Below are 25,997 nucleotides of genomic sequence, written 5' to 3' on the forward strand. Positions count from 1 at the left end.
TTCCTCTACTTATGAATTTAATCAGTTTCAACGCGTTCGCGTATCACCACTGCGGGGTTGCCACGGCAAATTTTATTTGCCGGTAGCGATTTAAAAACGCTGCTGCGGGCACCGACTACCGTGCCATCGCCAACAGAAACACCAGGTGCAACAAATACATCTGTTGCCAGCCAGCATTTTTCGCCAATCACAATTGGCGAAGCGGTAATATCAAAATGCTGACTCATAAAATCGTGGCTGCCGGTACACAAATAACACTTCTGTGACACCACTGCGTTTGCACCAATCGTGATATCGCCAAGGGTATATAACACGGCGTCATCCCCTACCCAGGCGTAATCGCCAAGCGTTAATTTCCAGGGGTAAGTAATTTTTACCGATGGACGAATAACTACGTTTTTTCCGATTTTTGCGCCAAACAGACGCAATAAAAAGGCACGCCAGCGATACAGTATTTGCGGTGACCAGGCAAATAAGGTGGCCTGAACGGCCCACCATAACTGCACTTTAATTCCGTTCCCGCCCCGGAAACCTTTCGGCACGGTGAACCCGTTAAGATCCTGCATTACATTTCCTTATATTCAGGCTTTGTTATATAAGGTTTTCGTTTTACCCGTGGTGCGCAGGCGGAATAAATAAGACAATTCCGCCCAGAATGCGGGCACGCGTAATATCTTACGCTGTACGTTTTTTGCATCCTGGCACAATTCCAGATTATTCGAGGTGGATACACCGCCCATTGAAAATTCAGACACCAGCCCTTTAATTCGACGGAACGGGTAGCCTGATTTATACAGACTGGCGGCCAGGGCATAATCTGATGACACTTTATACTGCAGATCGTAAGGCTGTTTTTTCAGACCTTTTACCGGGAAGAAAATGGCCTGATGGCTTGCCGGTAAACTGTGATAGATATACCAGCCGGGTTTCGCGCTGCGGCAAATTTTATGCCCGTCGCCAAAATCGAGCAGCGCATCGCCAATATACATCGCGTCGTCTTTCTGGCGCGCCAGCTGACGGGCAAATTGCGCCACATCGTCATGGAACACATCGCCCGAGTTAAGGAAGATGGCATAACGGCCTTGCGCCATGTTAATGCCTTTGTTCATCGCATCGTAGATGCCTTTATCTTTCTCGCTTACGAAGCGTAAGTTGAACTCACCGTTGAGTTTTTCCAGAAACTCCGCCGTGCCATCGTTCGAGCCGCCATCGACCACGATCCACTCAAAGCTGAGACTCGGATCGCGCGCCAGGTTGCGCAGCGAGCGCCAGGTTTTTACCACCCCTTCGTAATTACGAAAGGCAACAGTAATGACGCTAAGAAACATAAATCACCTCATTTCGTCATACGTTCGTAATATTAAGCGCCTTGCGCAGAATAAACGGACAGACAATCAAGAAAGCATATTCCGGGCTAAATATTGACCCCGTAAAAAACAGCGACACTGGCGTAAACAGATAAAGCTGCACGCGAAAGTTCTGGTTATCCCCAAACGCGTTAATCATCATTTTGAAAACTTTAAACAGATACCAGAGCGTCAACAGTACGGCGAACCACGAAAAATAAATAATTAACAGATACAGGCCATTGTCTATGGTTTTACCGACATCCGCACCGTTAAAGATTCCGAATGATGCAACATATTCGTAAAGTGAGCCGAATCTTACTACACCGTCGATATGGGTTAAGGAATAACCCACCATCACCAGCGGCCCGATAATGCGATAATAGGACGATGAGCCTTCCGTTCCCAAATCTCCCAGTCGCTCTGAGATATACGGGAATGCAAATATCACGCCTACTAAAAATACCGTCAGGGAGATGATCGCCAGCGGCAGCTTTTTCTTAATCGCATCTTTGTTCAGGTACTGGAATGCCCACTCCAGGAGGTAAAACAGGATAAATGTCATGACCCCTGAGAACGAACCAGACAGAACGATTCCTGCAAGAATCATAGCATCGGTCTTAGGGGTTTTGATACCAAACTGTTTGATGCTGAGCCAAATTGAGATTAACGCCAGAGCGAAAAACGCCGGTTCAAAATAGAGGGCTGTCGTACGCTTACCGCCAAACTTAATGAAGTTCAGTACATAGCTGTTACTGTAAATGAGATATTTCGAAATTATCTCCATCAGGCTGCTACCACCGGTGAGAATAATTTGCGCCATTTCCAGTGCAGCAAGCATAACAATTAACGCAACGGCAATATAAAAGAGCCTGAGGATTTTCCGATAATTGTGCGGAGAAATAGTTTTAAAACGAATACTCCACACCATGCCAATAATAATGACAATATAAACAAACAGCATGGTAGAGGTGACGTACTTGCTGGGATCCAGCGACTGGCCAAAGATGTAGTTAAACAGCGTCAGGCCAAAGCCCATCCCTAAGGCAATCATCAGCTTCTTGAGGTTGATTTTATCGACGTACAACAGAAGCAGAGCAGGCAAGAAAGTCACAATGGTTATCGGGAAGCTTTCGCCAAGCTGGGCAATTTTGACGTTGACCAGCAGATAGATCAGCGGCAGCAGCAGATAACTACAGACTCTGATAGAACGAGACATATTCCTCCAGCATCTGTTGTCCACTGTAGGCCTTGCGGCTGCGGTTGCGGAACGATTCCAGGTCAGTGCCAAAAACGGCCTGCGCAATCTGCGGCTTCGGCAGTTGCACCAGCGGCAGCACCTCCTGTTCCGCGAACGTTTTCCCGCCCGATTTTTCCAGCACTTCACGCGCCGCATCGCTGTGGGTGGCGATCACCGGCACGCCAATCGAGAGCGCTTCGCAGAGGATCAGCGGGTAGTTATCGACGCGCGAGCTGAACACCAGCGCATCCATCCCGTTGAGGGCGCTCATCAGCTTGCGCTTATCCGTTTCAAACCCGTGATTCACCACGTTAGCGCCGTCGAACGGCGAGAATTTGCCGAAGGTATGCAGTTCGATTTTGTCACCCAGCGCCATCATATCGCGCACCAGCTGCTGGTTGGTTTTGCCGTCGTAACGCAGGTCATGAGCGACGATTGCAATTTTCGGTTTGCCTGCGGTTTCCGCAACCGGGGTCAACTCGGCCAGAATCGCTTCCGTCGCCACGTCGATCCCGTTGTTGATGATCTGACACCGCCCTGCCCCATACAGACTGTTAAAAGCATCGGCCACATGCTGGCTGGGGGAGATAAACGTGCAGCCGAGCGACAGCATATCGCGGAACTGCTGACGTTTTCCGTCCACCAGCTGGTGAGCGCGATCCACTTTCACCGGCGGGTAATTGGTTAATGTCGGGCACTTCTGGCAGGCGTTTTTCCAGCCTTCACAGCCGTCGGTGAACGCACAGCGTCCGGTCACGCTCCAGTGGTCGTGCAGCGTCCAGATGAAGCGGGTATCCGGCTTGTGAGCCTGTACCTTCTGGCAAAACGTCACCACCTCTTGCAGGTTCAGCCAGTAGCTGTGCAGCACGTGAAAATGGAGCACAACCGGGCCGGAAGTGCGCGTGACCGTACGATAGAGGTTGTTCAGGTTGCCAAACAGATCGCGGTTAAACAGACGAAACAGCGCAATGTTGGCGACAGACGTCAGACGTGGCGTCTGCTTGTGCACCTGCGGATAGCTATCGTGGCTGACGCTTTTCTTACCGCCTTTGCCATAGCCGTAGATAAAACGAGACTGAAGCCCTTTTTGCAGCGCACGCTGGTGCAGATCCAGCGCCACGCCAGCCGCCCCGCCCTCGGCGAGACGGACGTTAAATTGCAGAATGTTCATTTGATCACCTTCACGCGGGCTTTTTCGCCCACTACCAGCGCGTTATCCGGAATGCTGTCCAGCACCACGCTGCCTGCACCAATCGTGACGTTGTTACCAATGGTAATGTCGCCAATGATCACCACGTTCGCCCCCAGCTCGACGTTGTTGCCGATGACCGGGCAGGCCAGGCTCTCCGGCCCCCGGTTGCCGATGGTGACCGCATGACGAATAGTGAAATCATCCCCGGCGACCACGAACTTATTGATGACCACCGCATAGCCGTGGTGAATGGTAAAGCGGCGGCCGATGGTGGCCGCAGCCTGAATTTCATAGCCAAAAATGCATTCGGTGATAATCCGGTACAGCACCAGAACCGGTGCCGCCCAGAGGTTGTTCAGAACATTTTTCTTACGCCACACCGAGCAGAAATGCGCGATGCGGTACGCCAGAACCATGCAGCACGGGCGCAGGCTCCAGCTGTTAGCGCGGCAATCTTCCAGAAACATTATTTCCCCCGCAGTCCATCAGCCAGTCGCTTGCCGTTGCGCACGGAAAACAGCGTCAGCAAGGTACGCCAGGTCATCCGCTTATTGCGGATCTGATAGAGGGTAAAGAGCTGGTACTTCCGGCTGGCACGGTCAAACTTATCCTTGTGCTTGCGGTAGAAATGGAAGTAACCCGAGAATTTTTTTGGTGAGGAGGTGATTTGCATCTCCCCGTGGTTGATGTGCAGGATCTGCGTGGCCTCTTCCACCTTCCACGGCTCGCCATACTCCACCACCATTCGCAGGAAGATGTCGTAATCCTGCGCGGCCTTCAGTTCGGTATCGAACAGGCACTCTTTAAAGCGCCACGCCCAGGTGAACACCTGATTGCCGATAATGTTGCGCTTGTAGAACAGGCGGCGAGAGTATGGTGATTTCGGGTACAGCGGCAGGCTGGCAGGCTGCGAGTAAACCTCGCCCTGACAGACATAGTCGTTGGCATACAGGAAAGCGTGGGTGACCAGTTGTTCCTTGTGCGACAGGAAAATGGACAGACGGTTTGGTGTCCACTCGTCATCGTCGTCGATGCCGGTCAGATACTGCCCTTTGGCCTGCATAATTGCCTGATTACGCACCGCACACGCCCCGGAGTTGATCGCGTTATGGGTATAGCTGACACGCGGGTCATTGAGGTCAGTGACAAACTTTTGCAGCTGCTCATACGAAGAGGAACAGTCATCAACAATGATCAGCTCCCAGTTATCGTAATCCTGGCGCAGCACCGATTTGATTGCACGGATCGCCAGCTGCTGACGATTCCATGTCGGCATATAAATAGAAACTAAAGGGCGTTGTGTGGTCATAGTCTTCCCCTGATCCCTCACCCCGCCTCTCTCCCAAAGGGAGAGGGAGAATAGCTGCACCGGGCAGTTCCCTCTCCCCTCGGGAGAGGGTTAGGGTGAGGGGGATTGTTATTTGCTGTCAGACTTATATTCGTACTCGTAATACCCGTAATCCTGGTACCCGGTCGCACGGCGGAAGATGGAGTTCAGGATCACCCCTTTCACCTCAATGCCATTCTGCTCGAAGCGGCTCAGGCTGGTTTCCACTTCCTTCAGGGTGTTCACCGCATAGCGCGCCACCATCAGCGTGGTTCCCGCCAGGCGACCGACCACGGCCGCATCGGTCACGGCCAGAATTGGTGGTGTATCGATCAGCACCAGGTCATAGTTTTTGCTCGCCCACTCCACCAGCTCGGCAAAGCGGTCGCTCATCAACAGTTCGGATGGGTTTGGCGGCACCTGACCACGTGGGATGAGGTCAAATTTCGGGATGCTGGTCGGTTTTGCGCTCTGGCTAATCTCACCCTTGCCAAGCAGGATTTCCGACAGGCCGTTAACGTTATTGGTCCCGAGCAGCTCGTGGGTATAGCCCTTACGCATATCGCAGTCGATCAGCAGCACCCGTTTATTGGTCTGGCTGACCACCGCCGCCAGGTTGGCACAGACAAAGGTCTTACCTATCGACGGGCTGACACCGGTTAACATCAGTACGTTGTTTTTGGCCTGCATCATGGCGAAGTGGAGACTGGTACGCAGGCTGCGCACCGCTTCAATTGCCAGGTCCGTCGGGTTACCCACTGCCAGCAGCTGGCTCTGCTTGTAACGCTTGACGCCTTTGACGCTTTTGACCCGGTCATGCGATTTCTGCCATTCGGAGAGCGGGATACTGGCGTAAACGTTGATACCATTCTCTTCCAGCACCTGCGGGCTTTCGATACCGCGGTTGAACAGCGAACGCAGCAGCACACCAACAATGGAGAGCATCAGGCCGAGGATAATGCTGCCGAGGATAATCAGCGCTTTCTTCGGCTTCAGTACGCCAGGCTGGGTAATGGCCGGGTCAACAATACGCACGTCGCCGACGGTACTGGCTTCGGTAATCTTCAGCTCCTGCTGTTTGTTCAGCAGCTGCATATAGACCTGCTGGCCGGATTCCACGTCGCGGGTCAGACGCACAATTTCCTGCTGCGTTTTTGGCATCGCGGTGACGCGGTCATTAAGCTTCGCTTTCTCCTCTTCGAGGGTGCGACGTTTTTCCAGCAGCGTGCGATAGGCCGGGTGACGTTTGGTGTAGAGCTTAGAAATTTCCGCCTCTTTGAAGGTCAACTCGTTGAGCTGCGCATCAATGTTGACCATCGAATCGAGCACCGATTTCGCTTCCAGCGGCAGATCGACGGAGTCTTTATCCTGACGAAACGCGTTCAGTTTGTTCTCTGCGTCATCCAGACGTGCGCGTACTTCCGGGAGCTGTTTGGCGAGGAAGGCCAGGCTTTTCGCCGCTTCAGCCGACTTGCGTTCGACGTTCTGCTCAAGGTAGTTGCGGGTAATGCTGTTGAGAATTTCGCGGATTTGATCTTTATCTTCACCGGTAAAGGTCATGCTCAGGACACCCGTGTCCTTGCCATTTTCGGTGACCGTCAGGTTGTTTTGCAGATTGTTGATCATCCCCAGGGTGGAGAATTTGGTGACGGTAAACTCGCTGCCTTCCTGCGCCTGAATAGCGCTCACCTTCATGCTGACGCCATCTTTTGTCAGCATCTGCCCCACTTCACCGCGCGCGCTGAAGCCTGCGTCGCTGGTCAGCTGATACTGCTTCGGCCCTAGCACGGTCAGGGTAAAGGTTTGATCCGCGCTCCCTTTCGGCAGCACAAAGTCGGTAACTTTTACCGTGTCGTTGCTGTGCCCGGTCAGGCGATCCCAGCCGGCACCAAATATCGGGAAGGTATTTTTGGTGACGGAGATATCAAGCCCCAGATCGTGAACCGTTTTGCCCAGCACCAGACGCGACTGGATCAGCTGAATTTCGGCCTCGGAGGCAGGCGGTTTGTTCGCCAGGGCAGAGCCAATATCCTGCACCAGCGAGTTGCCGGTGTTCTGCTCAATCTGCACCAACGCATCGGCGCTGTAGATGGGTGTCGCAAACAGCGTATAGACGATCGCCGCGGCGGCAAACACGGCGGTGATCCCAAGTACCCACCACTTCGCCTCTATGACGGTGCCGACCAGGCGACCAATATCGATTTCATCACTGCCCGAAATCGGGGCGGCAGAAGGTTTTGTTTTTTCTGTCATTGTTATCCCTGCTGAGCTTTCAGTGCCTGCGCCCACTGACGGGCAGACTGGTCAAGTAAGGTATACACCGCCTCAAAGGCCTCACGGCTTTTGCGATAGGGATCGGGGATTTCGCGTTCGTTTTCCCAGTGACCAAACAGCATCACTTTGCCGCGCATCTCCGGTGCGATTTCGCATAGCGAGTGAATATGGCGTTTTTCCATCGTCAGGATCAGGTCATACTCCCGGCACATGCGGCCGGTGACCTGGCGGGCGCAGTGCCCGTCAAGAGAAAGGTTGTGATCGCGGGCCACGCTCGCGGCGCTTTCATCGGCACCTTTACCGACCAGCGCGCCCAGCCCTGCAGATTCGACGGTGAGCTCGGGCTGGTAGTGTTTCAGCAACCGCTCAGCCGTTGGGGAACGGCAAATGTTCCCCACGCATACCACCAGAATTTTATTAAACATCGCGGATTACCAGGTATGAATGTCGCGCGCCGTATCCGTCATGTAGCGAACGCCACTGATGGTTGGCAGCAACTGGTTGATCAGACGGTTCCAGCGGGCAACCGGTGCGGTGGTGACATACACCACGTCATAAGGCTGGAGGCGGAACTCCGTTGCCATTACCAGAGAAGTCGCATCGGACATATCCAGCTGGTAAATATTGGCAATCTTGCCTTTCGCACTGCCCTCGCCTTTCAGCGGACGGATCACGAAGATACCGGTGGCATTAGAGGTGGTGAGATCGATACCCTCTGCATTACCCAGGGCTTCGGTCAGGGTCATGCCGCTGAAGTCCATTTTGAGGGTGCTCTGTTTCTTCACTTCACCCATCACGAAGACTTTCAGATCGTCATTACGCGGTACATACAGAATGTCGCCCGGATAGAGCAGACGGTTCTGCGTCAAGTCGCCGTTTTGCATCAGCGCCTGCAGAGAAATGCGTTGTTCTTTACCGTTGTGGGTCAGAACGACGTTGCGCCAGTCGGCACCGTCGGTTAAGCCGCCCGCGGCGTTAATGGCGTCCAGCACGGTCAGCGGCACGTTGGTGATGGCCTGCTGGCCAGATTTGTTCACCTGTCCGGAGATATAGGCTTTTTGCGAACGGAATGCGGCGATATTAACGTCCACCTGCGGATCGGCGATGTACTGCGCTAAGCGGCCGGTAATATCACTACGGATTTCGGCAAGGGTTTTCCCGGCAACGTGTACTTTGCCGATATAGGGATAGAACATGGTGCCATCAGACTGCACCCAGTTACCGGTGTCGCTTGAGCTGCGGTATTGGCCCGCTGGCGTGGTCAATTCCGGATGGTCCCACACGGTAACGTTAATCACGTCACCCGGACCTACGCGGTACTGGTAGGAGGCAATTTCCTGGTCCAGAGACATATTCGGCTGCGCAACATTTGGACGTGGACGTAATTGTTCGACCAGACGTGGTGTCAGTGGATAAACATTCACCATTTTGTCGAGATCAAAATCAGCATCCTGTTGTTTGATCACATCCTTACCCATTGTTGACATATTGCTGCCGGGAAAGACTGTACAACCACTCATCAAGATCACAGACACCAATAATGGCATCAATTTCATTTTGGATTTCATCATTGATTATTTATCACTTTGGCAGAGTAATTATCCTGTGCAATTAAATAAGCCGGGTCGATTTGGCTTTCAGCATGCAGTTGTTCAAATAGAAATATAACTGGCATCAGTCCTAAAAAAAGCTTATTCATCCATTGGCTATTGACAGAATAATCGAGGCTGATTCACACGCTTTCAGGCACGCTACCGCCCTTGGCTTTCAGTTACCAATCCACTGACTAAACAATGCGTTATGGATAGACACCCTCTTTGATAAGGCCTTCTGGAAATATATCAACCGCTTGCGATACACGGCAGATAATGAATAACCATCACTGAAGACCGGAACAATAATAGCAACAAGGAGATTTAACATTTGATGCTGGGAGAATTGTTGCAGCTAACCTAATAGCAGGCAAGGAGACAACTGTCCTAATAACGGTTTTTAAGATTAATATTAAGAGCAAAGTTTTGACGTTTTAGGATTTTCTTTATATTGACAAAATTAAAATAAAAACCATTTATTGCGATATATCCTAAAATGCGTTCGCCGTAATTAAATCTACGTATTTAGCTTATTTACAGATTCCGCATTGTTCTTCCTTTTTGCCGGATCGTATTAAGAGAAATCTCAGCCCGGCATTGCAATTTCCACTGGCTTTATCCATGATCGAAGTGTGACATTGCTCATATAACAGAAGGTATTGCGATTACTATGGAATGGATTGCCGATCCATCAATCTGGGCCGGGCTGGTTACGCTGGTCGTCATCGAATTAGTGCTCGGTATTGATAACCTGGTCTTTATCGCCATCCTCGCCGAAAAACTCCCCCCGGCGCAGCGCGACCGTGCGCGCGTAACGGGCCTGCTGCTGGCGATGGTGATGCGACTGCTGCTGCTGGCCTCAATCTCCTGGCTGGTGACCCTGACAAAGCCCCTTTTCTCCGTTCACGGCCTGAGCTTTAGCGCGCGTGATTTGATCATGCTCTTCGGCGGGTTGTTCCTGCTGTTTAAAGCCACGGTAGAACTGAACGAGCGGCTCGAAGGCAAAGACAGCGAAAACCCCACCCAGCGGCGTGGGGCTAAATTCTGGCCGGTGGTGGCGCAAATTGTGGTGCTCGATGCGGTCTTCTCCCTGGACTCCGTCATTACCGCCGTCGGGATGGTCGACCATCTGGCGGTGATGATGGCTGCGGTGATCATTGCCATTACGCTGATGGTGATGGCGAGTAAAGCGCTGACCCGGTTTGTTAACAGCCACCCGACCATTGTGATTCTCTGCCTGAGTTTCCTGTTAATGATTGGCTTTAGCCTGGTGGCAGACGGCTTTGGGTTCCACATTCCGAAAGGCTATCTCTACGCCGCCATTGGTTTCTCCGTCATGATTGAGGCGCTTAACCAGCTGGCGATTTTCAACCGCCGCCGTTTCCTCTCGGCAAATCAGACATTACGTCAACGCACCGCCGACACGGTGATGCGCCTGCTCAGCGGGAAGAAAGAAGATGCGGAGCTGGATGCCGAATCCTCCGCGATGCTGGCCGATCACAGTGACGGGCAGATCTTCAACCCGCAGGAACGACTGATGATTGAGCGGGTGCTCAATCTTAACCAGCGCACGGTCAGCAGCATCATGACGTCGCGCCATGACATCGAACATATCGACCTCACCGCCCCGGAAGAGCAGATCCGCGCCCTGCTGGACAGAAACCAGCATACCCGGGTGGTCGTGACGGGGGGTGACGAGGAAGAGGAGCTGCTGGGCGTGGTGCACGTCATTGACCTGCTGCAACAGCAGTTGCACGGTGAGGCACTCAATTTGCGCGCCCTGGTGCGCCAGCCGCTGGTGTTCCCGGAGGGGTTGCAGTTGCTCTCTGCCCTTGAGCAATTCCGTAACGCGCGTACGCACTTTGCCTTTGTGGTGGATGAGTTTGGTTCGGTTGAGGGGCTGGTCACGCTCAGCGACGTGATGGAAACCATCGCCGGTAATTTGCCAAACGAAGTGGATGAAATCGATGCGCGCCACGACATTCAGAAAAACGCGGACGGTTCATGGACGGCCAACGGCCATATGCCGCTTGAAGACCTGGTCCAGTATGTTCCCCTGCCGCTGGATGAAAAGCGCGAGTATCACACCATTGCAGGTCTGCTGATGGAGTATCTGCAGCGCATTCCCCAGCCGGGTGAAGAAGTTCAGGTAGGCGACTATATGCTCAAGACGCTGCAGATTGAAAACCATCGCGTGCAGAAGGTGCAGCTGATACCGCTGCGCGACGAAGACGAGATGGATTTTGAGGTGTAAAAAAGCCGGGTGGCGCTTCGCTTACCCGGCCTACTGTGCCCGGCTTTTGTAGGCCGGGTAAGCGAAGCGCCACCCGGCACAACAGGCATCACAGCTTATCGAGCAGCTTCTTCACGTCCTTCCCGTTTTGGGTATCTTTATTGCGATCCGCCCAGTCGTTCAACCGACGTTTGGCTTCATCCTGCAGATGCTTGCGCAGGATCTGATCCACCTGCAGGCTGTAGTTCAGCGACTGCCATTGGCCATATACGCTCAGCGGTACCGGCGTCTCTTTCAGGAAGTCGATCAGCTTACCTTCACCCTGCCAGCCGGACAGCACCTGAACGTTGAAGTGGGTATCTGCCGTCTCTTTTACCAGATCGAGCTTGCCCTCGCCGGTTAATGACAACAGTGAGGAGGTCCCCTGCATGCCGTTCAGGGAGAGCTGCCCATTGTCGAGCGTCAGGTCACTGCTAAAGCTGTCGAGACGCGTGGCGCTGTCGTAATTTTCCTGCGCTTTAACTTCGCTGCTACGCTCCACCGCCTGCTGTACCAGCTGCTGGAAGTTGAGCCCTTCCATGCGGGCATCTTTCAGTTCAAGGTGAGCCTGCCCCTGCCAGTCGCGGCGGAAAGCATCAGCATCGATCTTCGTGCCCGAGAAATCCCCCGCCAGCGTCAGTTGACCCGTCATGGAGATGGGGTAGTCAAAGGCTTTCAGGATGGTGCCAATCTCAACGTTGTCGAGACGCGGCTGAAATTCCGCAGTCGAGGCCTCTTTACGCACATCCAGCGTGCCCGGCAGGGAAAGGTGCCCGGCGCCCATTTTGCCGCTCAGTTCGGAGATCACCAGCAAACCGTTCTGGTTGAACATCTGGCTGCTCACGTCGGTGAAATCGATACCGCGCCAGCGCAGGCTGTTGGCCTTCAGCAGAATGTCCGCCGTGAAGCCCCGCAGACCGTTATAGTCCGGCTGATCGAGATTAGACGAGATAACCGGACGCGTCTGTTTCCCCTGGTTTTGCCCGAGCTGCGCGGGATCGTTGTCCGTAGCGCTCGCCGGAGGCGGAGGAAGCAGGTTTTCCAGGTTGAGCTTGTCAAACTGCAGATTGAGCACCCATTTCGGCTTCGCCTCCAGAATGACGCTCGCCTGCCCTTTCAGGCTGCTGTCGTTCGCCTGCAGGTTGAGATTATTCATCTCCAGCTGTTTTAACTCTTCACGCCAGACGGCCTGCATCGTTCCCTGACCGGCAATCCCCTGGGCAGGGAGATCGGCTCCTGTCAGTTGCCAGTTCAGCTGCTGAATGTCGGCGGTAAGCTGGTGCGGATAATCCGACGCATTGACGCTGGCATTCAGAGACAAAGTGAGATCGCGCTGATCGCGGTTGACCCGTCCGCTAAACTCCAGCGAAGCAAGATGGTGCTCATCCTGCTCCATCTTGAGGTTGATATTCCGTACGGTGACCTGCTCATCGTCTTCATGCTGGAAAACCAGCACGCTATCGGCCACCTTCAGTTTGCCAATATCGAATGACCAACCCGTATCCGACGGTTCATCAGGTAAGGTATTTTCCCGCGGCGCAACCGGCGCATCCGCGTTACGCACGGCTTCAGTTTGTTGCGTCAGCTGAATCACCGCGCCTTTTAACATCACCTGGTTGACCTGCAACTGGTGCGAAAAGAGCGGAACTAACGCCACATCAAGGCGCATGTTATCGGCAGACACCAGGGGCTGCGCAGCCCCCGGCGCGGTTAACGACATGCGGCCAGAGAGAATGCTGAGCTGGGGCCAGACGTGCCAGCGCAGCGGCCCATCCAGCTTCAGTTGATAACCACTGCGGGCTTCGACCTGCCGCACCATATAGGCGCGGAAATCATTCGGGTTAACCAGCAGAACCAACGCTGAAAGGCCAGCAACCAGCACCACCAGCAAAATCATCAGCGTTGTCAGAACTCTTCTCATGGCATCCTCAATGGACTAACGATCAGTCTTTATCAATACGGCTGGCAACCGCACCCTGCTGGTCGCGGTATTTTGCGTCCTGACGGCGGTTGTAAGGACGATCGGCCGGACCCGTCAGCGGTTCAAAGCTCAGCGCACCAATCATCATGCCCGGGCGCAGCGCCAGCGGCAGTTTACCGGCGTTGAAAAACTCCAGCACGATTCGGCCCGACCAGCCTGGATCGATACGGTGCGCGGTCACGTGTACCATCAACCCCAGACGCGCCAGAGAGGAACGGCCATCGAGCCAGCCCACCAGATCCGCGGGCAGCGTCACCGATTCAAAGGTCACCGCCAGCGCCAGCTCGCCCGGATGCAGATAAAAGGCCTCGCCTTCGTCGATAACGATTTCGTCACTCATCACGCGATCAAGCGCGGCGCTGACTTCATCCTTCGGCCCGCTAAGGTCGATGAACGGTGCGGTATGGCCGCTGAAGGTGCGGAATTTATTCCCCAGTCGCACATCAACGGTGACACCATTGATACGCTCCACGGGTGGACGTGGGGTAATAGACAGGCGGCCTTCATCCAGCCAGGCTTCTATATCGCGATCACAAAGACGCATGGCACTCTCTCCTTTCGTGCATCGTGCCCTGAGGATAACGACTCAGGGCAAAGCAGGTTATCTCTGAACGGTACACAATTCGCGCGGCTTATTCAAAAAACTGGCTGATTTTCGCTTTTAAGATATCAATGGCAATGCGGTTTTTGCCTCCGCGCGGCACGATAATATCGGCGTATTGTTTGGATGGTTCAATAAATTGCAGGAACATTGGGCGAACGGTTTTCTGGTACTGCGCCATGACGGAGTCCATTGAACGGCCACGTTCGTTCACGTCACGCTTGATGCGGCGCATCAGGCAGATGTCCAGCGGGGTATCAACAAAGATGGAGAAGTTCATTGACTCGCGCAGACGCGCGTCGGTCAGAAGCAGGATGCCTTCAAGGATAATCACCTTCTTTGGCTCAATGCGAATCGTTTCCTGCGTGCGGGTATGTTCCACGTAACTATAAACAGGCAGTTCAATCGCCTGGCCGCTCTTGAGCGCTTCTAAATGCTGGAACAGCAAGCTGTGATCCATGGCATTAGGATGGTCATAGTTCGTTTTTACGCGCTCTTCCATCGACAGATGGGATTGGTCTTTGTAATAGCTGTCTTCGGGAATGACGCCGATGTGCTCATCACCAACTTGTTCACGCAGTTCGCGGTATAGCGTACTGGCAATAAGACTTTTACCTGAAGCCGATGCGCCGGCAATGCCTATAATGACGCACTGATGAGACTTATCAGTCATAAATTTAGCGACCTGATTAACCTGGATGTTAAGGAAGGACGACGCCGGAGCGTCAAACGCGGCAATTATAGGGATTTCACGGGCGTGATACCAGTCGAAAGCGCAGGTTATGCGAGACAGGCTGAAAAGTGACGTCATGTTCCCTGAGTGAAATTTTTACGCGCGTTTTTTCAGCGTTTAACAGGATTTTTTTAAACACTAACTATTTAATAAATCTATGATGTCAAATTATGAGCAGTCGCCATATGAATTGTAAATTGTTTGTACTAGCATAAACCAAATTAGCACATTCACTCGTCCGGACCTTCACTCCCGACGGCATGGCGTCTCTGGATAAAGCGGTAATGAATAAACAACACCAGCGGGTTTTGGTTACCACCCCACATCCTCTTATGCGACTTGTCTGTCTGGGCCTGGTCACCTTTATCTTTACCCTTTTTTCGCTGGAGTTGACCCGCTTCGGCGCGCTGCTGGCTCCGCTCTGGTTTCCCACCGCCATTATGATGGTGGCGTTTTATCGCCACGCCGGAAAAATGTGGCCCGGTATTGCTCTGGCCTGTTCGTTTGGCAATATTCTGGCCTCGTGGATGCTCTTTTCCTGGTCGTCGATTAATCCGACCTATACCGCCATTAACGTGGTGGAAGCGGTAGTTGGTGCGTTATTACTGCGCAAACTGCTCCCCTGGTACAACCCGCTGCAGAATCTGAATGACTGGATCCGCCTGGCCATCGGCAGCGCGCTGATCCCCCCGCTGGTGGGCGGTGTGCTGGTGCATTTACTGATACCCAGCCCGGAGCCGCTGCGTAATTTCCTCGTGTGGGTCTTGTCTGAAGCGGTTGGCGCACTGGCCCTGGTGCCATTAGGGTTACTGTTTAAGCCGCACTATCTCCTGCGCCATCGAGACCCGAAGCTGCTGCTGGAAACGCTGGTAACCATGGCCGTGACGCTGGTCCTCAGCTGGGCGGCCATCGTCTGGCTGCCGTGGCCTTTTACCTGCGTCATTGTTCTGCTGATGTGGAGCGCTGTACGCCTGCCGCGCATGGAAGCCTTTATGGTGTTTCTGGTCACCGTGATGGTGGTTTCGCTGATGATTGCCCATAACCCGGAGGCACTGACCACGCAGCACACTGGCGCGATGCTGAACGCCCCCTGGCTGCCGTTCCTGATGCTGCTTCTGCCAGCCAACGTCATGACCATGGTGATGTATGCCTTTCGCGCAGAGCGAAAACACATCACTGAAAGTGAAGAGCGTTTTCGTAATGCGATGGAGTATTCCGCCATTGGCATGGCGCTGGTCAGCATTGACGGCCAATGGCTGCAGGCCAATAAAGCGCTGTGTAACTTTCTCGGCTACAGCCAGACGGAGCTGCAGTCGCTCACCTTCCAGCAGCTAACCTGGCCGGAAGATCTGCACACCGATCTCGAACAGCTTGAACAACTGGTCAACGGGGATATCAACACCTACACCCTTGAGAAGCGCTACTACACCCGCAGCGGCGAGGTGGTCTGGGCGCTGCTTGCGGTCTCGGTTGTACGTCATGCCGACGGTTCACCGCTCTATTTCATTGCCCAGATTGAAGATATTAACGATCTTAAGCAGACCGAATGGGTCAATAAACGGCTGATGGAGCGCATTACCCTTGCCAATGAAGCGGGCGGCATTGGCATCTGGGAGTGGGATCTGGAGCCGGACATCATCAGCTGGGATAAGCGGATGTTTGAGCTGTATGAAATCCCGCCGCACATCAAACCTACATGGCAGCTCTGGCACGATACGATGCTGCCTGAAGATCGCGCCCATGCGGAAAAAGTGCTTCGGGAATCACTCATTTCACGGCTGCCGTTTAAGCTTGAATTCCGTATTCGCGTGAAAGAGGGGGTACGCCATATTCGCTCCCTGGCGAACCGGGTCCTGAACAAACAGGGGGAAGTCGAACGCTTGCTCGGTATCAATATGGACATGACCGAAGTGAAGCAGCTCAATGAGGCCCTGTTCCAGGAAAAAGAGCGTTTGCACATTACCCTCGACTCCATCGGCGAAGCAGTGCTGTGTACCGATGTCGACATGAATGTCACCTTTATGAACCCGGTCGCCGAGAAAATGAGCGGCTGGCTGCAAACCGAGGCCATCGGCCAGCCGGTGCTGAAGGTTCTGCATATCACCTTCGGCGAAAAAGGGCCGCTGATGGAGAATATTCACAGCGGCGATATGTCCCGTTCAGATATCGAGCAGGATGTGGTGCTGAACTGCCGTACCGGCGGCGTTTTTGATATCCATTACAGCATCACCCCGCTCAGCACGCTGGACGGGCAGAATATCGGCTCGGTGCTGGTTATTCAGGACGTCACCGAATCGCGCAAAATGCTGCGTCAGCTCAGTTATAGCGCTTCTCACGATGCCCTCACCCATCTGGCAAACCGGGTCAGTTTCGAAAATCACCTCAAGCGGCTGCTGCAAACCGTGCAGGAGACGCGCCAGCGACATGCGCTGGTGTTTATCGATCTCGATCGCTTCAAAGCCGTCAACGATACCGCAGGCCACGCGGCGGGCGACGCCCTGTTGCGGGAGCTTGCGTCCTTGATGCTGACCATGCTGCGCTCCAGCGACGTGCTGGCGCGTCTGGGCGGGGATGAATTCGGGCTGCTGCTGCCGGACTGCAATATTGAAAGTGCCCGCTATATTGCGGGTCGGCTGGTCCATACCATCAACGACTATCACTTTATGTGGGAGGGCCGCCTGCACCGGATCGGCGCCAGCGCGGGGATCACGCTGATTGATGAAAATAATCATCAGGCCTCGGAAGTCATGTCCCAGGCCGACATTGCCTGCTACGCCTCGAAAAACAACGGTCGCGGCGTGGTGACAGTGTACGAGCCGCAGCAGGAGCGGGCACACAGCGCGCGCAGCATGATGTCGCTTGATGAACAGTGGCATATGATCAAAGACAACCATCTGATGATGATCGCCCGCAGCGTGGCCTCCCCGCGCATCCCGGAAAGCTGCAACTTCTGGCTGATTTCGCTGCGCCTGTGGACCAGCCAGGGAGAAGTGCAGGAAGAGCACGCCTTCCGTTCCGGCCTGGCGGAGCCTGAGCTTTTACATGCGCTGGACCGCCGTATATTTAGCGAATTCTTCCGCGCGTATGCCGCTCCGGTTGCCAAAAAAGGCCTCGGGGTCGCCCTTCCCCTGTCCGCCGCGGGTTTAGCCAGCACCACGCTGATCGACGAATTACTCGACCTGCTGGATAAAGGGCCTTTACCGGGCCGTCTGCTGCATCTGGTCATCGCGATCGACGTTGTGGCAAACCCGGATCCAAATGTCCAGACGGGGCTACAAAAGCTCCGCCACGTTGGCTGCCGCGTGGTGCTCAGCCAGGCGGGACGCAACATGGAGCTTTTTAGCCACCTTGGTGCCAACGTGGCTGATTATCTGATGCTGGACGCCGAAGTGGTGACCAATGTGCACGGCAACCTGATGGATGAGATGATGGTTACCATTATTCAGGGCCATGCCCAGCGTCTGGGGATGCGTACCATCGCCGGTCCGTGTAACCAACCCATCATGATGGATACGCTCTCCGGCATCGGCGTTGATTTTATTTTCGGTGACACCATCGGTGAGCCGCAGCCGCTGGATCTACTGCTGAACACCAGCTATTTCGCCATCAACTGATGGCGTCCAGCCGTCGGTATACCAGATGTGCAAAAGGGCGTAAGAGCGCCACGGCTGCCAGCGCTGGGCGTAGCGGCAAATTTGCGCAGGCGTCATGCCAGCAAAGCGTTGCTTAATCAGGTAGTCATCCGGCAGGAACACATCTTTCGCCTGCCAGCCGCGCAGGGCAAGGTAATTTGCTGTCCAGCGCCCTATCCCCGGCCGCTGCTGTAAGGCTTTCATCCCGGCCTCAATATCCGCAGGCGGGAACAGCGGAAACGTGCCGTCGACCACGGAGCGGGCCAGATGAATCAACGACTCCGCCCGTTTGACCGGCATGCCGAGGGCCTTCAGCGCCAGCGGATCCACCGCAGCCAGCACCTCAGGTGTGGGAAAGCACAGATAGCCCGGCGCATCTTTTACAGGTTCGCCGCACAGGGCTACCACCCGTGAGGCCAGCTTCGCCGCCATCGCCACGCTGACCAGTTGCCCCAGGATCGCCCGCACGCCCTGCTCGTAGGCATCCATCGCCCCCGGTAAGCGCAACCCTGGTCGCGCAGCGCCAAGGTCGCCCAGCGCCTGCTGAATTTGCTGCGGATCGCAGGCAAGATCGAACAGACCTGCGATGCGTTCAAGACAGGTCTGCGCAACCGGGATTAACCCCGGGCTAAGCGTGACGTTGAGCGTATGGGTGTTCAGATCCGGGGTGACGCGAAAGATCCCCTGGTGCCGCTGGCAGGTGAAACTGCGCTCGTAGTAGCGTTCGGTAACCGTCTCGATCCCCTCCACCGCACGCGCGCCAAGAAAGCCAAACATCCATTGCCAGTCATAAGGGGGTTGCCAGGTCAGGGTATACATTGTCACTCCTTTTTTGTTCACCTCAGCATAAACCGAAAGGCCTTGTTTCGCCTTGCTTTCATATTCCTGTTGTCGCCGGTCGGGCATTCCGCTAAAGTCTCGCCCCTTCTCACTGGCATGGGGATTAATCGTGTTTATTGGATTCGACTACGGTACGGCGAACTGTTCGGTTGCGATTATGCAAAACGGACAACCATTGCTCCTGAAAATGGAAAACCAGAGTACGCTGCTGCCGTCAATGCTCTGCGCACCAACCCGCGAAGCGGTCAGCGAATGGCTGTTCCGCCACCATCAGGTTCCGGCCACGGCGGCGGAATCACAAGCGTTGCTGCGCCGGGCCGTCAGTTTTAACCGCGAAGAAGATATCGACGTCACACCGTCGAGCGTCCAGTTCGGCCTCTCGTCGCTCGGACACTACATTGACGACCCGGAAGAGGTCTACTTCGTTAAATCGCCAAAATCGTTTCTCGGCGCCAGCGGGCTGAAGCCGCAGCAGGTGGCGATGTTTGAAGATCTGGTCTGCGCCATGATGCTGCACATTCGCAATCAGGCGCAAACCCAGGTACCGGAGGCGATCGATCAGGCGGTCATTGGCCGTCCGATCAACTTCCAGGGGCTGGGTGGCGACGAGGCTAACCAGCAGGCGCAGGGGATCCTTGAGCGTGCCGCGCACCGCGCGGGCTTTCGCGACGTGGTATTCCAGTATGAGCCGGTGGCGGCGGGGCTGGATTTTGAAGCCACGCTGACAGAAGAGAAGCGCGTGCTGGTCGTCGACATCGGCGGGGGCACCACCGACTGCTCACTGCTGCTGATGGGGCCGCAGTGGCATAACCGTCGTGACCGCGAAAACAGCCTGCTGGGGCACAGCGGCTGCCGCGTGGGCGGTAACGATCTGGATATCGCGCTCGCCTTTAAGAGCCTGATGCCACTGCTGGGCATGGGTGGGCAAACGGAAAAAGGGATCGCCCTGCCGATCCTGCCCTGGTGGAACGCTATCGCCATCAACGACGTCCCCGCGCAGAGCGATTTTTACAGCAGCGCGAATGGCCGCTTCCTGAACGATATGGTGCGCGATGCCCGGGAGGCCGACAAGGTCGCCCTGCTCTACAAAGTCTGGCGTCAGCGTCTGAGTTATCGCGTGGTGCGTACTGCCGAAGAGAGCAAAATCGCCCTCTCCGATCGTCCGGAGCACGCGGTTTCCTTGCCGTTTATCAGTGAAGATCTGGCAACCGCCATTTCTCAGGAAGGACTGGAAACCGCGCTCGCCCAGCCGCTGCAGCGCATTCTGGAACAGGTGCAACTGGCGCTGGAGAACGGCAAAGAGAAGCCGGACGTGATTTACCTGACCGGCGGTAGCGCCCGTTCGCCGCTGATCAAGAAAGCGCTGGCAGAACAGCTGCCGGGCATTCCAGTTGCCGGCGGCGATGACTTTGGCTCCGTCACGGCGGGGCTGGCGCGCTGGGCGCAGGTGATGTTTAGTTAAATACACAAACTGAGGCCCCTCGATCATCTCGTGGGGCCTCAGTATCGGTATCTATAGTGAGCGACAACGCTCCACTTGCATTGGGTCTGAATTTAGTCTTTTTCTCCTCCATGCAGACCCTATTGCTGCGGAGCCATACTGCTGCATATAGCGATGAAATTCAGCCAGTGCCATAGGTGGCATGAAATAATACCCCTGCAGGAAATCAACCTTATGGGCGATAAGCCATTCGCGTTGACAGGCATACTCCACGCCCTCTGCAACAGTACGTAACCCCAGAATGCCAGCCAGATTAATGATCGATTCCAGCATCGGCAGCGTCTGATCTTCTGCATGGATCCCTTTGATAAAGATCTTATCAATCTTAATCACGTCCAGCTCGAGTTCATTCAGACAACACAGATTGGCGTATCCCGTTCCAAAATCATCCAGAGCAAAGAGGACACCCCGGTTACGTAACGAACGGATTAACTCTTTTATTGCAGGCGTGACTACCAGTGTCTGGTTTTCAGTAATCTTAATCATCAATTTTATTGGCAGTGATTCCGTTAATTCCAAAAAATTGAGGCATTCCCAATAAAAAACAGGGTTACTCAAATTTGAGGGGCTCACGTTAAACGCCACAAAAAAAGACTGTCCATGCCAGGTAATATCGTGATTTAAATGACTCGCGACCTTATTCATCAGATAACTTGTCAGATCGTTTATTTGACCACTAATTTCCGCCAGCGGGATGAACTCACGTTGAGAAATGGCATAGTTGTGGCCTGAAGGCCACCGCGCCAGCACCTCAACGCCACACAGCTCTCCTTTAATTCCGACGATGGGTTGAAAATAAGGCACAATCTCATCATTTTTCAAAGCCAGAGTTAATCTATTAGCTTCGTTGCTATCAAATATACCCTCTGTCATTGTTTGGCTTTTCTTGTTGTCATGTACCCCCCATCGTTCTGCCAAAAAACCATTTCTGGAAAGATAAATTATAGTCTCATTAAAGTTATCAAAACTCAGGCGATGAGTTATTTTATCTCGATAACGATAGAGCGATTTTGGCGTTAAAGAATTTGCCTTGCAAAATTCTTCCAGCCCCATTTTAGTGAAAGAGGCGTAAATCATCTCTTGTTCAAAATCACTTAAATGAAATCTATCAACGCAGCCCAATGTTGACGGAGCGCCCCCCTGCACATTTGACATCAATTTAGTTTTTAGAACAGAAATAAGGCTATTACAGCTTACTTTAGCGTTAACAGACTCACTATTTTCACAGCCTCGATTGATACATTTACTGTCACTCATCGTGAGAACAATACTGTTAACATAGATAAACTGGCTGCTATTTCTTTGCAGCCATTTTTGTATTATACAAAATGGCACTCTGTTATCAATGATTAACAAACAGCTGTTGTACTGTGGCATTAAAATGTCTGAATCAGAAACAAACGTTCCAGAATCAACGAGTACCAGATTAGGCAGAAATGACCTTATTCCTGAGAAAAGATAAATGTCGTAACTGAGCAGAAAGACCTTTTTCGTGTTCATAATTATCACCGTAAAAGTTTAATTGAAAATCGCTTCCTTCTATCGTACAGAGAGAAAGATTATATTTGCTTTGGTTTTCGCAAAACATCCAATGCCCGGTAGACAATATCCGCCTTAATAAAACAAGAACAAGAAATGGTTAATCTTAATGGTCCCTCCCTCCGTCAAGATCATATTTTTTCCACAATGATAAGAATATTTCCGCAGCAGATACAGAAATTTTCCTTATCCTAATACAGTACAAATTAATGCACTTACATTCAGAACCAGACAAAATAAAATAAGAACAAAAAGAAAAATTGCAGAATTAATGTCTGTGAAACTCACAAGATGAAGAGAATCACGCCAAAGAGAAGTCCTCATTGTCACGTTACTTTGCTCGACAGACCATCAGCGTGCGCCGTAGATCCCTGACCCCATAAACGTTATCGGTGATATGTATGATCTTGTAATAAAAGAGTTGTTGCTTAGACATGAGCAGGTTGGTTATTTCATCAGGCAAGTCATCGTTATCATTTTTTACCACCGCAATGCGTTGCGTACGCAAATAACCATCACTGTCTTCTCTAAGGAAGCTCAACGTAGTGGAGCGATTAATAGCATAATGTTTACCGTTAACATCCAGCACCCCAACTTGTGAGAAAGCACCTTCCTCTGCAGACGAAATCCTCAAAACTAACAAAACCTCACCTTCAATGCTCACCCCCTCTTTTTGAGTATGGAGAAAAACATGGCTTTTAGCCGTACACACAAAAGCCGATGGAATACGAGGGCGATTAAGCAAAAAAAGAAATATCACCATGACCGCAGCGAACATACTAATAAAGATAATTTTCGCACTCATGCACCGTTCCTTTTTGCTCCATTTTACACACGCTAAAGAAATACTCTTTCAGTTTATTACCTGCCGATAAGTTATTGTCATCATAAAATATGATGACTTTATCTCTTCCTTCACAAATGGAACTGTGTTTTTGCCAATTTGGTGAATTCAAAAATCGGGATAACTTCACTGATGAATTATCATCTGTGGTGTAAAAATCACACGAGCCGGATTTCAATATATGTACTACCCCATCGTTATTGCGAAACATTAATATGAGAAAAAAAACCATAACTGCACAGACAATAAAAGTGAAAACACACCATAGGATAAGCTGCGGCCACCGTCTATACTGAAAAGCCTTATCAACAATATCTAACTGGGTGGTCGTTATTCTTTTACTCTTGATATCATCATTCACGCTGCTGACCCGGGCCTGAAAAAGGAACCCTTCGCGCGGGATCGTGACGATTATATTGTTCAAGCCTAACGATGAAAAAGCTTTGCGCAATATGCTCACGCTTTTATTAAGGCTATGCCCTGAGGGTATCATGCCATGTTTTCCCCAGACCTCTTCGATGATCAGTTCCCGGTTTACTTGCTTATAGTTATTATCAATGAAAAGTTCCAGTAACCTTGAGGTTGGTGCAGAGAGGATAATCCTTTCACCTTGCACACTTAATACCCTCTGCTCTGAATCGTATAAAACCTGACCGTTAATTATTTTTTTCATCCAGATAAACTCTTATTTTTATCTTTGACGAGATTCACATACGATACAGAATATATTCACACCAGATAGTTAGCAATACAAGAATAGTTTGTTCCAATTTTATGAGGCATGTGTAAAACATCCACTACCAACAGGGATATACTTTTGCAAAGCCACTATAAATTTTTTATTTTGTGCTTTCAGTTCGGGGCTTCGGTACGTTTCTCCCGGTAGAATATAGCGAATGGTCGCTTCATCATCGGTCGAATTGCACCCCTTTTGAACAATGATTTTAAAAAAGGTATTTCCTGTATTTTCAAGAACCCCTTTCTGCTCATCCAGCATATAATGCAAATTCATTTTTCGTGGCCGAACAACCAGAATGGTTTCCAGTGCGATAGCTGGTATCGCTTCGCTCTTTTTACCCCTGTTGCGCTCCGGGAAAAGGGTGATGGGCATTTCAGTAAACTGCACACGGTAGTAGCGCTCCTTGTCATCCTGCGGACCACGATAGAAAATCTTGAAAAACTCTCCTGCATCCGGTGCAAGCGAGAAATTAAGCGGTGCAAACAGTAATTCGCCCTCTTCGATAGCCTGGCGACGCTCCCCGCCAGGCCCGGGCTTATCAATTTTCACCGCCGAAATGCTGTAAATATTCTGCTTGTGGCTGTCATTAAAAACACGTTTGCTGATAAAGGATTTATCCGCCGCCATGTCAAAAATGGTTGAATCAAGATACAAGGCGCGTGCGGGCAGGCTAAATAACGCCAGGAGAGCCAAACCAGTAACGATCATAGCCACACGCCATCCGGTCATTTTGTCACCCCTACCCAGTTCGCCATGACTTTTATCTCCCCACTGGCGCTGACCACGCCTTCCCAGTCAGAACCTGATACCGTTAAAGCAGAGCGAGAATCGTCCATCGGAAAGAGCAGTGATAAACGGGTATTGAAGTAACTCCCGTCATCAGTGTTGTTGGCGTCCCAGGGCGTTTGTTGCCACAGAGCATCATTCAGGCTTATGGCCGCTTCACCACAGCTATTTCTTGCCTGAGTCACACTACCTGACTGGTTGTTATACTCAAGATAGGCCGGTATCGGCACGCTTACTCCACCTTGTGCGGACGTAAACAGGCAGTACGGCGTGTCATTTAACGTTGTGCTATCGCCAATAACTTGCGCGGTAATGCTGTCAGCCTGGCGAGGGCCTGAAACAGTAACGGTATAATCCATTCTTATTGGCGTATCCTCGCCAATAGTGCCGCTACCGCTAGCAGACGTTGTATTATTAGATGAAATAATACTTATCCCATACTCCTTAGGTACGATATTAAGCTGTAACGAAGGCGTGAACTGGTAATAACCTGACTCAGGTGTTAGAGCATTAGTAAACGCAAAGGTAAACGGCTGGCTATTCGTAATACTGACGCCCGCATTGACCAGATTTTTGAGAAATGTCTGCGACAAAAAGAGGTACACATATTCACCGCTGGTGGTGAACACGTTGTAATACGCCGTCGAGGCACTGAAGTTATACCATGTGGAGCCATTACCGGAATACCGCACGGTGGCCGCTGCAGGGGTAAATCCAAGCGCTGTTGAATCCACATACGCCCTGAACGTCAATGATGCCGTCAGGTTAGCTGTCTGCTGAAGATTATAGCTGACCATTTTGCAGATAACACCGCTCACGTTACTGACGACGCCCAACTCACAGGCACCTGAATCATTGGTAATACTCGGCGTGCCGTCGCTTGCAATCCACAGCTCCTGGAAGGCGCTGGTCGATTCCAGTGCCAGATGGCCGCGTTTGGTTAACGTGTAGTTTACGTAGTTCCAGCGTCCTGAGGACTGATCTTTGCAGCGCTCGCCTGCCGCGTAATCATAATTGACCGAGGTATAACAGCGATTGAAAACATATGTTTCGCTACTTCCGGTGGCCATATTGCGGAAATATTCGTAGGCAGAGTCACTCAGGGAGGCAAACCCATATGCCCCGCCGACCACACCGGCGACAGACCCGACCTGAGCATGGTAGAAACCGTTGCTGTCCGTTCCCTGACCCGTAATATACCCTGTCGTTGGGCACTGCGTTCCACTGTAGCAACGAATACCGCTAAACGGTCCATCGATTGGGGAATTATCAATCCACATATCCTGATAGTTATTCGCCGGTGCCGTCCAACCTACGTAGCCTAAATAGCCTAGACTTACCTGGGAAGTTCCATATTTCACCCAGGTATTCGACCCGCTGAAACGTGGATCAAGCGAGGAAGGAGTAATAAAGTACTCACCATCAATGGCATTTTCGATAAACATAAAATTATTACTGACAGATCCGGAGGATGTCGCCGTCAACGCTTTCGCTGTAAAGGGTGTTAAGGCACCGACAATGAGTAAAGGAATAATAATATTTGCACTTTTTTTCATAG

The 25,997-nt window shown here is 52.3% G+C and carries 21 protein-coding genes; 3 read left to right on the forward strand and 18 right to left on the reverse strand.

Annotation, left to right across the window (positions count from 1 at the left end):
* Positions 1–17 precede the first annotated feature (17 nt).
* From wcaF to EQV24_RS05920, 9 genes are all read right to left on the reverse strand, one after another.
* Positions 18–566 carry a colanic acid biosynthesis acetyltransferase WcaF gene (wcaF, locus tag EQV24_RS05880; RefSeq protein WP_013097875.1) on the reverse strand — a complete coding sequence of 183 codons (549 nt, stop codon included), beginning with the start codon at positions 564–566 and terminating at the stop codon, positions 18–20.
* Positions 567–581: 15 nt separating this feature from the next.
* Positions 582–1,328: a colanic acid biosynthesis glycosyltransferase WcaE gene (gene wcaE / locus EQV24_RS05885; RefSeq protein WP_013097876.1), complete on the reverse strand. Its 747-nt coding sequence runs from the start codon at positions 1,326–1,328 to the stop codon at positions 582–584.
* Positions 1,329–1,344: 16 nt separating this feature from the next.
* Positions 1,345–2,565 (reverse strand): colanic acid polymerase WcaD, encoded by a 1,221-nt coding sequence (gene wcaD / locus EQV24_RS05890; RefSeq protein ID WP_013097877.1) that lies wholly within the window; start codon positions 2,563–2,565, stop codon positions 1,345–1,347.
* Complete coding sequence (wcaC, locus tag EQV24_RS05895; RefSeq protein WP_013097878.1) at positions 2,540–3,757, reverse strand: colanic acid biosynthesis glycosyltransferase WcaC; 1,218 nt, start codon at positions 3,755–3,757, stop codon at positions 2,540–2,542. The genes wcaD and wcaC overlap by 26 nt, the downstream gene beginning before the upstream one ends.
* Positions 3,754–4,245, reverse strand: a complete 492-nt coding sequence (gene wcaB / locus EQV24_RS05900) for a colanic acid biosynthesis acetyltransferase WcaB (RefSeq protein WP_013097879.1) — start codon at positions 4,243–4,245, stop codon at positions 3,754–3,756. Before wcaB ends, wcaC begins: the two co-directional genes overlap by 4 nt.
* Entirely contained in the window at positions 4,245–5,087 is an 843-nt protein-coding gene (gene wcaA / locus EQV24_RS05905; RefSeq protein WP_013097880.1) for a colanic acid biosynthesis glycosyltransferase WcaA, read from the reverse strand. The genes wcaB and wcaA overlap by 1 nt, the downstream gene beginning before the upstream one ends.
* 108 nt (positions 5,088–5,195) lie before the next feature.
* Positions 5,196–7,358, reverse strand: coding sequence for a tyrosine-protein kinase Wzc (wzc, locus tag EQV24_RS05910; RefSeq protein ID WP_047023873.1), 2,163 nt, complete (start codon positions 7,356–7,358; stop codon positions 5,196–5,198).
* 2 nt (positions 7,359–7,360) lie between these two features.
* On the reverse strand, positions 7,361–7,804 hold the full coding sequence (gene wzb / locus EQV24_RS05915; protein WP_013097882.1) for a low molecular weight protein-tyrosine-phosphatase Wzb: 444 nt from the start codon (positions 7,802–7,804) through the stop codon (positions 7,361–7,363).
* A gap of 6 nt (positions 7,805–7,810) precedes the next feature.
* Entirely contained in the window at positions 7,811–8,950 is a 1,140-nt protein-coding gene (locus EQV24_RS05920) for a polysaccharide export protein (RefSeq protein ID WP_100168289.1), read from the reverse strand.
* Between the two features lie 691 nt (positions 8,951–9,641).
* Between EQV24_RS05920 and EQV24_RS05925 the strand changes: the two genes are divergently transcribed.
* Positions 9,642–11,225 (forward strand): TerC family protein, encoded by a 1,584-nt coding sequence (locus EQV24_RS05925; RefSeq protein WP_029881804.1) that lies wholly within the window; start codon positions 9,642–9,644, stop codon positions 11,223–11,225.
* Positions 11,226–11,313: 88 nt separating this feature from the next.
* Here the strand turns inward: EQV24_RS05925 and asmA are convergent, their stop codons facing one another.
* The 3 genes from asmA to udk all read right to left on the reverse strand — a co-directional run bounded on the left by asmA (position 11,314) and on the right by udk (position 14,498).
* The gene (asmA, locus tag EQV24_RS05930; RefSeq protein ID WP_029881803.1) at positions 11,314–13,164 is read right to left on the reverse strand and encodes an outer membrane assembly protein AsmA; all 1,851 of its coding nucleotides are present in this window, start codon (positions 13,162–13,164) and stop codon (positions 11,314–11,316) included.
* Between the two features lie 22 nt (positions 13,165–13,186).
* On the reverse strand, positions 13,187–13,768 hold the full coding sequence (gene dcd, locus EQV24_RS05935; RefSeq protein WP_013097886.1) for a dCTP deaminase: 582 nt from the start codon (positions 13,766–13,768) through the stop codon (positions 13,187–13,189).
* An 88-nt stretch (positions 13,769–13,856) separates the two neighbouring features.
* A complete protein-coding gene (gene udk / locus EQV24_RS05940) occupies positions 13,857–14,498 on the reverse strand; it encodes a uridine kinase (RefSeq protein ID WP_008500855.1) in 642 nt (213 codons plus the stop codon).
* Positions 14,499–14,842: 344 nt separating this feature from the next.
* On the opposite strand from udk, the gene EQV24_RS05945 reads away from it, so the two are divergent.
* On the forward strand, positions 14,843–18,172 hold the full coding sequence (locus EQV24_RS05945) for a diguanylate cyclase (protein WP_047351635.1): 3,330 nt from the start codon (positions 14,843–14,845) through the stop codon (positions 18,170–18,172).
* Here the strand turns inward: EQV24_RS05945 and alkA are convergent.
* Complete coding sequence (gene alkA / locus EQV24_RS05950) at positions 18,137–19,009, reverse strand: DNA-3-methyladenine glycosylase 2 (protein WP_047351627.1); 873 nt, start codon at positions 19,007–19,009, stop codon at positions 18,137–18,139. The two genes, EQV24_RS05945 and alkA, sit on opposite strands and share 36 nt — an antisense overlap.
* A gap of 130 nt (positions 19,010–19,139) precedes the next feature.
* Between alkA and yegD the strand changes: the two genes are divergently transcribed.
* The gene (yegD, locus tag EQV24_RS05955) at positions 19,140–20,492 is read left to right on the forward strand and encodes a molecular chaperone (RefSeq protein WP_130626318.1); all 1,353 of its coding nucleotides are present in this window, start codon (positions 19,140–19,142) and stop codon (positions 20,490–20,492) included.
* 51 nt (positions 20,493–20,543) lie between these two features.
* On the opposite strand, the gene EQV24_RS05960 is transcribed toward yegD, so the two are convergent.
* The 5 genes from EQV24_RS05960 to EQV24_RS05980 all read right to left on the reverse strand — a co-directional run bounded on the left by EQV24_RS05960 (position 20,544) and on the right by EQV24_RS05980 (position 25,995).
* The gene (locus EQV24_RS05960; RefSeq protein WP_130626319.1) at positions 20,544–22,031 is read right to left on the reverse strand and encodes an EAL domain-containing protein; all 1,488 of its coding nucleotides are present in this window, start codon (positions 22,029–22,031) and stop codon (positions 20,544–20,546) included.
* Between the two features lie 370 nt (positions 22,032–22,401).
* Positions 22,402–22,875 carry a hypothetical protein gene (locus tag EQV24_RS05965; protein ID WP_058678672.1) on the reverse strand — a complete coding sequence of 158 codons (474 nt, stop codon included), beginning with the start codon at positions 22,873–22,875 and terminating at the stop codon, positions 22,402–22,404.
* A complete protein-coding gene (locus EQV24_RS05970; protein WP_095427539.1) occupies positions 22,850–23,587 on the reverse strand; it encodes a winged helix-turn-helix domain-containing protein in 738 nt (245 codons plus the stop codon). Before EQV24_RS05970 ends, EQV24_RS05965 begins: the two co-directional genes overlap by 26 nt.
* A 99-nt stretch (positions 23,588–23,686) precedes the next feature.
* On the reverse strand, positions 23,687–24,361 hold the full coding sequence (locus tag EQV24_RS05975) for a hypothetical protein (protein WP_013097894.1): 675 nt from the start codon (positions 24,359–24,361) through the stop codon (positions 23,687–23,689).
* A gap of 17 nt (positions 24,362–24,378) precedes the next feature.
* Positions 24,379–25,995, reverse strand: a complete 1,617-nt coding sequence (locus tag EQV24_RS05980) for a hypothetical protein (protein ID WP_058651726.1) — start codon at positions 25,993–25,995, stop codon at positions 24,379–24,381.
* Positions 25,996–25,997 lie beyond the last annotated feature (2 nt).

Origin of the sequence: Enterobacter sp. A8, assembly GCF_004296595.1 — a bacterium.
GTDB classification, from domain to species: Bacteria; Pseudomonadota; Gammaproteobacteria; order Enterobacterales; family Enterobacteriaceae; genus Enterobacter; species Enterobacter cloacae.